Below are 8,753 nucleotides of genomic sequence, written 5' to 3'. Positions count from 1 at the left end.
GCGTGCCCCCAACGGGATTCGAACCCGTGCTACCGCCTTGAAAGGGCGGCGTCCTAGGCCGCTAGACGATGAGGGCTATCGGCCCGCCTGGGCGCTTCTCAGCGCGTCGGGGACGTGAGAAGCATATGGGATGGCGGGAGGTATCGCCAAAACGGTTTACGAGCCGTCCGGGGACGTGCCTCCTGTGGGGGACGGGGAGCTGTCCGCCGAGGGGGCCGCGGGCGAGGAAGGGGTGCCTTCCGAGGGGGACGGCGACCGGCTGCCGCCGGGCTGGTTCTCCTTCGGCAGGTGGCGGCTGACCTCGGCCGTCGTCAGGCCCAGCCCGCCCAGTTCGATCTCGTCCCAGGCCTGGAGGCGGTGCGTGTCCCGGTCCAGGTAGAGGACCGAGGCCTCGACCGGAGCGGGCTGCTCGCCCTCGACGGCGCGCAGTCCGCCGCCGCCCGTCGAGCCCTCGATGCGCAACCGGGTGCCGTACTTCATGACCTCCATCTTCTGGTGGTGGACGTGCCCGGCCAGCACCAGCGGCACCTCGCCGTCCGTCTGGCGGGCCGCCACCGGGTTGTGGGCGATCGCGACGTCCACGGGTGTGCCGGCCGCCCGCTGGTCGCGCAGCGCCGAGGCCAGACGCGCGCCCGCCAGTTCCTCCGCCGGGTCGCCCTGCTGCTCGTTCGTCCGGTCGGGCGTGAACTGCGGGTCGCCGATGCCCGCGAAGCGCAGCCCGGACACCGTGACGGCCCGCCCGTCGTCCAGGACGTGCACGTTCTCCATGCGCTCCAGGTAGCGCTGGGTGGTCGTCGAGTCGTGGTTGCCCCGGACCCAGACGTACGGCGCTCCGAGCTCGGCGATCGGGTCGAGGAAGCCGTTCTCGGCGGCCGAGCCGTGGTCCATGGTGTCGCCGGAGTCGACGATGACGTTGATGTCGTACTGCTCGACCAGGGAAGCGATGATCTTCCAGCTCGCCGGGTTGAGGTGGATGTCCGAGACGTGCAGGACCCGGATCGTGGTCGGGTCGGGCTGGTACGCCGGGAGGGTGGACGTGACGTCGTACAGCTTGGTCACGTTCGTCACCAGGCGCGCCAGTTCCTTCTGGTAGATGTCGAACTCGGTGACGATGCTGCGGGCGTCGCCCACCAGGGACGGGGCGGAGGAGAGCAGCCCGGAGAATCTGGGCTCCAGGACCGAGTTCGGGTTCCAGGTGGCGTACGCCGCGCCGCCGGACGCGCCGAGCAGGACCAGGGCGAGTCCGCCGGCGGCCAGGGCGGGGCGCGGGCGCCGGTAGACCACGAGTCCGAGGACGGTGGCCCCGGAGACGACGGCGACGCAGGACCGCAGTGCCAGGTCGAGCGTGCCGCGCTGGACGTCGCTGGCGATCTCGTCCTGGAGGCCGGTGATCCGCTCGGGGTGGTCGACCAGGGCCTGGGAGCGGGCCGGATCGAGCTGGTCGACGTTCACGTCCAGGCGGACGGGCGCGGTGTGGCTGCTCAGCTCCAGGGCGCCGAGCGGAGAGACGTTGATCTTCGTGCCGCCGGTGAGGGAGGGCCGCAGGGTCATCGTGGTGTTCATCGGGCCGACCGGTGTGCGGACGTTGCCCACGATGAGCAGGCCCAGCCAGGCGCCGAGCAGCACCACGACGACGAGGCCGGCGGCGCGGACCCACGGGTGGGGCTGGTGGACGAGCTGGACGGTCGGCTGTGTCCCGCGCGCGCGATAGCGACGGACCAGGGCGCCGGACGACTGTCGTACGCGGCGCAGGGCGGCAGCAGCAGCGGGGACGCGGGCCATTGGTCCCGTATGCCCAGGTGCGGAGCCGGATATGCGGGTGCCCGGCGCTCGGCGCCCCGGCCTCCGGGCCGTGCCGCGACGCATCGCACCGGGGGCCCGCCCGTGCCTCCGCGGACGTTCCCGGCTGCCGTACGACGGTTTTCCCCTCCTGTCCGCCGGTCCGATACCGGAGAATGGCTGGCGTGCTGGAGATGACGCGCGAGGAGTTCGAGGAACTGGTCGCCGAGGCGCTGGACCGGATCCCACCGGAGCTGACACGGCTGATGGACAACGTTGCGGTGTTCGTGGAGGACGAACCGCCCGCCGACGACCCCGAACTGCTCGGGCTGTACGAGGGGACACCGCTGACGGACCGCGGCGAGTGGTACGCGGGCGTTCTGCCGGACCGGATCACCGTCTACCGGGGGCCGACGCTGCGCATGTGCGAGACGCGGGAGGACGTGGTCGCCGAGACCGAGGTGACCGTGGTGCACGAGATCGCGCACCACTTCGGCATCGACGACGCGCGCCTGCACGCGCTCGGGTACGGCTGAGAGCCCGTGTCGGGCCGCCGGGTGCGCGTGTCCTCCTGCGGGCGGCGGGAGTTGGGCCTGTCGACTCCTCGCCCCTCCCCCGTACGGCACCGGTCCCGCCGGTCCAGGGGGAACCCCATCGGAGGTGGCTGCCCGTGCGCGCCTTGTACGTACCCGCCCGTCTGGCCGCCACCATGATGGCCGTCGCGGCGACCGCCGGCTGTATGAGCGTGGGCAACGACGGAGCCGGGCCCGCGCCCTCCCTCTCGGCGCAGCGGCGGGACGGTGCGGAACCGGACGGCGGGCCGACGGTGTCCGGTGGCGAGGAGGCCGGGCACCGGACCGGGCACGGCGGACGGGGCGCGTCGGCGGAGCCGCGCGCGTCCGCGGCCGCGAAGGCGTCCCCGTCGGCCTCGGCCTCCGGCAGCCCGGAGCCGTCCACCGGGTCCGCCCCGGAGCACGGGACGGGCGGCCAGGACGACGGTCCGCCGGGACCCGAACCGACCGAGGGCGAGCCGTCGCCCTCGCGCACGACGGAGGAGCCCACCCCCACGCAGGAGCCGGTCTCCCCCACCCCCGAGCCCTCGACGCCCGAACCCTCCTCGTCGGCACACGAGCAGGGGACACAGCTGCTGGAACGCGAACCGGCCCCCCGGGCGGGCAGGGCGGCATGACCGCCGCCCTCCAGCCCCCGGCCCAGCGCCTCGAGCCCCGCGCCCGGGCCGCGAGCGCCGGCCCCCGGCCCCGGTCACCGCGGGCGAGCGCCGCGGCCTCCGTACCGCCGCTCCCGCGTCCCATCGCCGCAGATCAGCCGCCTGCCGAAACGCACCCCTCGCACCGGACGCAAAAGCGTTCGCCAGGCATTTCCGTGAGGTGAGATCCTGGACCGCGTATGTCTACGCATTCCGCCCCCGCCCTCGGCGCCCTCGCCTCCCGCCTGACCGAGCTGTCGCTGCGCGACGCGCACCGGCTCGGCCGCAGGCTGGAGGGCGCGCGCAAGATCCGTAAGCCGGAAGCCCGTGCCGCCGTCGTCGCCGAGATCGAGGCGGAGGCCGCGAAGGCCGAGGAGCGGATGGCCGCGCGGCGCGGCCGTGTGCCCGAGGTCCGGTACCCCGAGCAGCTGCCCGTCAGCCAGAAGAAGGACGAGATCGCCGCGGCGATACGCGACCACCAGGTCGTGATCGTCGCCGGTGAGACCGGGTCCGGCAAGACCACGCAGATCCCCAAGATCTGTCTGGAGCTGGGCCGGGGCGTCCGCGGCATGATCGGGCACACCCAGCCGCGGCGGATCGCCGCCCGTACGGTCGCCGAGCGGGTCGCGGAGGAGCTGGACACGCCGCTCGGCGAGGCCGTCGGCTGGAAGGTCCGTTTCACCGACCAGGTGAACCCGGAGGCCACGTTCGTCAAGCTGATGACGGACGGCATCCTGCTCGCCGAGATCCAGACCGACCGCGAGCTGCGCGCCTACGACACGATCATCATCGACGAGGCGCACGAGCGGTCCCTCAACATCGACTTCCTGCTCGGCTACCTGGCCCAGCTGCTGCCGAAGCGCCCCGACCTCAAGGTCGTCATCACCTCGGCGACCATCGATCCCGAGCGCTTCTCCCGGCACTTCGGCGACGCGCCGATCGTCGAGGTCAGCGGGCGGACGTACCCCGTGGAGGTGCGCTACCGGCCGCTGCTGGAGGAGGACGGCGAGGACGCCGACCGGGACCAGATCACCGCGATCACGGACGCGGTCGAGGAGCTGATGGCGGAGGGGAAGGGCGACATCCTCGTCTTCCTCTCCGGTGAGCGGGAGATCCGCGACACGGCGGACGCGCTGACCAGGAAGCAGTACCGGTTCACCGAGGTCCTCCCGCTGTACGCCCGGCTCTCGCACGCCGAGCAGCACCGCGTCTTCCAGCCGCACACCGGCCGCCGGATCGTCCTCGCCACGAACGTCGCAGAGACCTCGCTGACCGTGCCGGGCATCAAGTACGTCGTCGACCCCGGCTTCGCCCGGATCTCGCGCTACAGCCACCGCACCAAGGTGCAGCGCCTGCCGATCGAGCCGGTCTCCCAGGCCAGCGCCAACCAGCGCAAGGGCCGCTGCGGCCGGACCAGCGACGGCATCTGCATCCGGCTGTACTCCGAGGACGACTTCGAGGCCCGCCCGGAGTTCACCGACGCGGAGATCCTCCGCACGAACCTGGCCTCCGTCATCCTCCAGATGACCGCGGCCGGTCTCGGCGACATCGAGAAGTTCCCCTTCATCGACCCGCCGGACCACCGCAACATCCGCGACGGCGTTCAGCTCCTCCAGGAGCTGAACGCGCTGGACCCGACGGAGAAGGACGCCCGCAAGCGGCTCACCCAGACCGGCCGCAAACTGGCCCAGCTCCCCGTCGACCCGCGGCTGGCCCGCATGGTGCTGGAGGCGGACAGGAACGGCTGCGTCCGCGAGGTCATGGTCATCGCCGCCGCGCTCTCCATCCAGGACCCGCGCGAGCGCCCCGCCGAGAAGCAGACGCAGGCGGACCAGAGCCACGCCCGCTTCAAGGACGAGACCAGCGACTTCCTCGCGTACCTGAACCTGTGGCGGTACGTCCGTGAGCAGCAGAAGGAGCGCGGCTCGTCGTCCTTCCGCCGGATGTGCAAGCAGGAGTACCTGAACTTCCTGCGCATCCGCGAGTGGCAGGACATCTACACACAGCTCCGCACGGTCGCCAAGCAGATGGGCATCCACCCGGGCGAGGAGGACGCCCCCGGCGACCGCGTCCACGTCTCGCTCCTCGCCGGCCTGCTGTCCCACGTCGGCATGAAGGACGTGAAGGAGTCCAAGGACTCCGGGTCCGGATCCGGCGGCCGCAAGGACGGCGGGCGCAACGAGTACCTCGGTGCCCGCAACGCCAAGTTCGCGATCTTCCCCGGCTCGGCGCTGTTCAAGAAGCCCCCGCGCTTCGTGATGTCCGCCGAGCTCGTCGAGACCTCCCGGCTCTGGGCCCGCGTCAACGCGAAGATCGAGCCGGAGTGGGTGGAGCCGCTGGCCGAGCACCTGGTGAAGCGGACCTACAGCGAGCCGCACTGGGAGAAGGACCAGGCCGCGGTGGTGGCGTACGAGAAGGTCACGCTGTACGGCGTGCCGATCGTGGCCCAGCGGAAGGTCAACTACGGCCGGATCGACCCCGAGGTCAGCCGCGAGCTCTTCATCCGCAACGCGCTGGTCGAGGGCGACTGGCGGACGCACCACAAGTTCTTCGCCGACAACCGCCGGCTGCTCACCGAGGTCGAGGAGCTGGAGCACCGGGCACGGCGCCGGGACATCCTGGTCGACGACGAAACCCTGTTCGACTTCTACGAGCAGCGCGTGCCCGAACACGTGGTCTCGGGCGCCCACTTCGACTCCTGGTGGAAACACAAGCGGCACGAGCAGCCGGATTTCCTCGACTTCGAGCGGGAGATGCTCATCCGCGAGTCGGCGGAGGCGGTCACCAAGGCCGACTATCCGGACGCGTGGCGGCAGGGGAACCTCAAGTTCCGGGTGACCTACCAGTTCGAACCGGGCGCGGACGCCGACGGCGTGACCGTGCACATCCCGCTCCAGGTGCTCAACCAGGTCACGGACGAGGGTTTCGACTGGCAGATCCCGGGCCTGCGCGAGGAGATCGTCACCGAGCTGATCCGCTCCCTGCCCAAGCCGATCCGCCGCAACTACGTGCCCGCCCCCAACTACGCGAAGAAGTTCCTGGAGCGGGCGGTGCCCCTGCAGGAGCCGCTGACGTTCACGCTGGCGCGCGAGCTGAAGCGGATGGTGGGCGTCCCCGTGGACCCGGCCGACTTCGACCTGTCCCGGATCGCCGATCACCTGAAGATCACCTTCCGGATCGTCGACGAACGGCGCCGCAAGATCGCCGAGGACAAGGACCTGGAGGCGCTGCGGCTGAAGCTGAAGCCGAAGGCGCGCAAGGCCCTCTCGCAGGCCGCGGCGGCCACGGCGGAGCGGCAGGGCGGCGAGTCCCTGGAGCGGTCGGGTCTGACCGACTGGACGATCGGCTCCCTCACCCGCGTCTTCGAGACCCGGCGGGCCGGCCAGCCGGTCAAGGCGTACCCGGCCCTCGTCGACGACGGCGACACCGTCTCCGTACGCCTCTTCGACACCGAGGCGGAGCAGACGGAGGCGATGTGGAAGGGCACCCGCCGGCTCATCCTGCGCAACATCCCGGTCAACCCGGCGAAGTTCGCTTCCGAGAAGCTGACCAACCAGCAGAAGCTCGCCCTGTCCGCCAACCCGCACGGGACCATCCAGGCGCTGTTCGACGACTGCGCGATGGCCGCGGCGGACAGGCTGATCGCCGACTTCGGCGGCCCGGCGTGGGACGAGTCGTCGTACCGGAAGCTGTACGACAAGGTGCGCGCCGAGATCGTCGACACGACGGTCCGTACGGTCGGCCAGGTCCAGCAGGTGCTGGCCGCCTGGCAGGCCTGCGAGCGCCGGTTCAAGGCCACGAAGAGCGTGGCGCTCCTGCCGAATCTCCAGGACGTACGGAAGCAGCTGGACGCCCTGGTGAGGCCGGGCTTCGTCACGGCGGCGGGGCTGCGCCGGCTCCCGGACCTGATGCGGTACCTGGTGGCCGTGGACCGCCGCCTCCAGCAGATGCCGACCGGCGTCCAGCGGGACACGACCCGCATGGAGAAGGTCCACGAGATGCAGGACGAGTACGCGTGGCTCCTGGAGCAGCTGCCCCAGGGCCGCCCGGTGCCGCAGCAGGTCCGGGAGGTCCGCTGGATGATCGAGGAGCTCCGGGTCAGCTACTTCGCCCACGCGCTCGGCACGGCGTACCCGGTCTCCGACAAGCGCATCGTGAAGGCGATCGACGCGCTCGCCCCGTGACGACCACCGTGTCGATCCCTGTACGGAGGGTGAGTTCGACCAGGGGCCTCGCCCTCCTGTACAGTCCTTCTCGCAGCGCAACGCAGGAATGGCGCCGCGAGAAGCAAGGTCCTGTGGAGCAGTTTGGAGTGCTCGCCACCCTGTCAAGGTGGAGGCCGCGGGTTCAAATCCCGTCAGGACCGCACGACGAGGAGGGCCTCGCATCCGAGAGGATGCGGGGCCCTTCTTCATGCCCTCCCCGTCTCCCCCGCCCGGGCGATGCGATCCGTACGAGACACCGCGGGCCCGCACGCGCCGCACGCACCCTGAGGCCCTTGCGCGGCTTCGGGGACCTCCGGTAGCCGACAGCCCCTCAGATCGCCCCAGGGGACCCTCCAGACCCTCCAGCCACACCCTCCACGCAGTCGGCACCGCTCCCGAAGCGGAGCGTGTCCCGGCGTCTTGACGGCGTCACATTCCCTCGGTAACCAGGGACGAGGATTCCCCACCCCGGAGGCGGCTCATGGCGGCGACCGTTCGGCACGAGACCCGCGCGCTGCTCCGTGCCCACCTGTCTGCCGCCTCCTCCTACCGGCACGCGACCCGGCACTGCCCGATCTGCCGTCAACTGCTGCGACTGGCCATGGAACCCGCGCCCGAGAGCGCGTCGAAGTCGTGATCGCGGCCGGCCGGGTGTCATCCGCGCCGCCCACGGGTATCGACCCCGGGACGTGTGCCACGTCGAGGGACATCTCCGTGCGCCTCAACTCCCGGCGCTACTACCGCAGATGCGTCATCCACGACAAGTGACGCACCATGTGACGGGTGTCACCACATGAGTTTTCGGACCCCCTGAACTTACGGGTCACCTACAACGGGTCAATTTAATATGTGCAATTGCACCACTCTCAGCGGCTTCCCACAGCCGGCTCGGCGCCCCTTTCCAGACTCCGCCCAGGCCCCGCACAGCCGCCGCGCCCATCGGCCGGAGCACCTGCACGGGAAGGCGTACACGCACGGCCGGCACCCGCGCCCACCCGGGTCCGGACTCGGGCGGTTCAGGTGCGCTTCGGGCCCCGGGCACAAAAAAATCGCGCTGGACCCGGCGGAGTCCAGCGCGATCGACGACGCACCCTTGTCGGTCACCCGGGAGTTCTGACGAAATCCGGGAAGTCGGTGCAGCGGGGCAGGGGACCCGTTGGGGCAGGACCCGCGTCGCTTGGAACTGTTGGAGCTGTGCTGTTCGGACGTTTCGGCACGTTGGGGGACCTGCCGAACCGCCCTGTCAGGCGGTTGTTCAGGCCTCGCTGCGCTGCTGGGGGATACCCGCCAGCAGGGCGCGGACCTCGGCCTCGCGGTAACGGCGGTGCCCGCCGAGCGTACGGATGGACGTGAGCTTGCCGGCCTTCGCCCACCGCGTCACCGTCTTCGGGTCGACACGGAACATGGTGGCGACCTCAGCCGGGGTCAGCAGCGGCTCGGCATCAGGGGTGCGAGCGGTCATGAGCGGCCTCCTCGGGAGAACCGAACCTTCTCGGTTCTTTCCTCTAAATTCTGCACCTTGACCCGCGTTGCCCGAAATGGCGGACGCGAGTCGAGTCGGT

Annotated in this window: 6 protein-coding genes and 2 tRNA genes; 5 read left to right on the top strand and 3 right to left on the bottom strand. The window is 70.9% G+C overall.

Going from position 1 to position 8,753, the window contains the following annotated elements:
* Positions 1 to 3 precede the first annotated feature (3 nt).
* Positions 4 to 76 (bottom strand) — tRNA-Glu (locus tag UW392_RS01085).
* 80 nt (positions 77 to 156) lie between these two features.
* The gene (locus UW392_RS01080; protein ID WP_320772902.1) at positions 157 to 1,782 is read right to left on the bottom strand and encodes a metallophosphoesterase; all 1,626 of its coding nucleotides are present in this window, start codon (positions 1,780 to 1,782) and stop codon (positions 157 to 159) included.
* 182 nt (positions 1,783 to 1,964) lie between these two features.
* Between UW392_RS01080 and UW392_RS01075 the strand changes: the two genes are divergently transcribed.
* The 5 genes from UW392_RS01075 to UW392_RS01055 all read left to right on the top strand — a co-directional run bounded on the left by UW392_RS01075 (position 1,965) and on the right by UW392_RS01055 (position 7,828).
* Positions 1,965 to 2,315, top strand: a complete 351-nt coding sequence (locus UW392_RS01075) for a metallopeptidase family protein (RefSeq protein WP_189219145.1) — start codon at positions 1,965 to 1,967, stop codon at positions 2,313 to 2,315.
* A gap of 134 nt (positions 2,316 to 2,449) precedes the next feature.
* Positions 2,450 to 2,968, top strand: coding sequence for a hypothetical protein (locus UW392_RS01070; protein WP_320772901.1), 519 nt, complete (start codon positions 2,450 to 2,452; stop codon positions 2,966 to 2,968).
* 218 nt (positions 2,969 to 3,186) lie between these two features.
* Positions 3,187 to 7,170, top strand: a complete 3,984-nt coding sequence (gene hrpA, locus UW392_RS01065) for an ATP-dependent RNA helicase HrpA (RefSeq protein WP_320772900.1) — start codon at positions 3,187 to 3,189, stop codon at positions 7,168 to 7,170.
* 107 nt (positions 7,171 to 7,277) lie between these two features.
* Positions 7,278 to 7,352 (top strand) — tRNA-Asp (locus UW392_RS01060).
* Between the two features lie 320 nt (positions 7,353 to 7,672).
* Positions 7,673 to 7,828: a DUF6274 family protein gene (locus tag UW392_RS01055; RefSeq protein ID WP_320772899.1), complete on the top strand. Its 156-nt coding sequence runs from the start codon at positions 7,673 to 7,675 to the stop codon at positions 7,826 to 7,828.
* A gap of 618 nt (positions 7,829 to 8,446) precedes the next feature.
* Here UW392_RS01055 and bldC read toward each other — a convergent pair.
* Complete coding sequence (gene bldC / locus UW392_RS01050) at positions 8,447 to 8,653, bottom strand: developmental transcriptional regulator BldC (RefSeq protein WP_003949541.1); 207 nt, start codon at positions 8,651 to 8,653, stop codon at positions 8,447 to 8,449.
* Positions 8,654 to 8,753: the final 100 nt, after the last annotated feature.

This window comes from Streptomyces sp. CRN 30 (assembly GCF_034105845.1).
This window is presented reverse-complemented; position numbering and strand designations above follow the sequence as displayed.

Bases quoted from the DNA above. Each gene is read 5' to 3' on its own strand.
- UW392_RS01055 (WP_320772899.1), top strand. From the start codon at position 7,673: ATGGCGGCGACCGTTCGGCACGAGACCCGCGCGCTGCTCCGTGCCCAC.
- UW392_RS01080 (WP_320772902.1), bottom strand. From the start codon at position 1,782: ATGGCCCGCGTCCCCGCTGCTGCTGCCGCCCTGCGCCGCGTACGACAG.
- hrpA (WP_320772900.1), top strand. From the start codon at position 3,187: ATGTCTACGCATTCCGCCCCCGCCCTCGGCGCCCTCGCCTCCCGCCTG.
- bldC (WP_003949541.1), bottom strand. From the start codon at position 8,653: ATGACCGCTCGCACCCCTGATGCCGAGCCGCTGCTGACCCCGGCTGAG.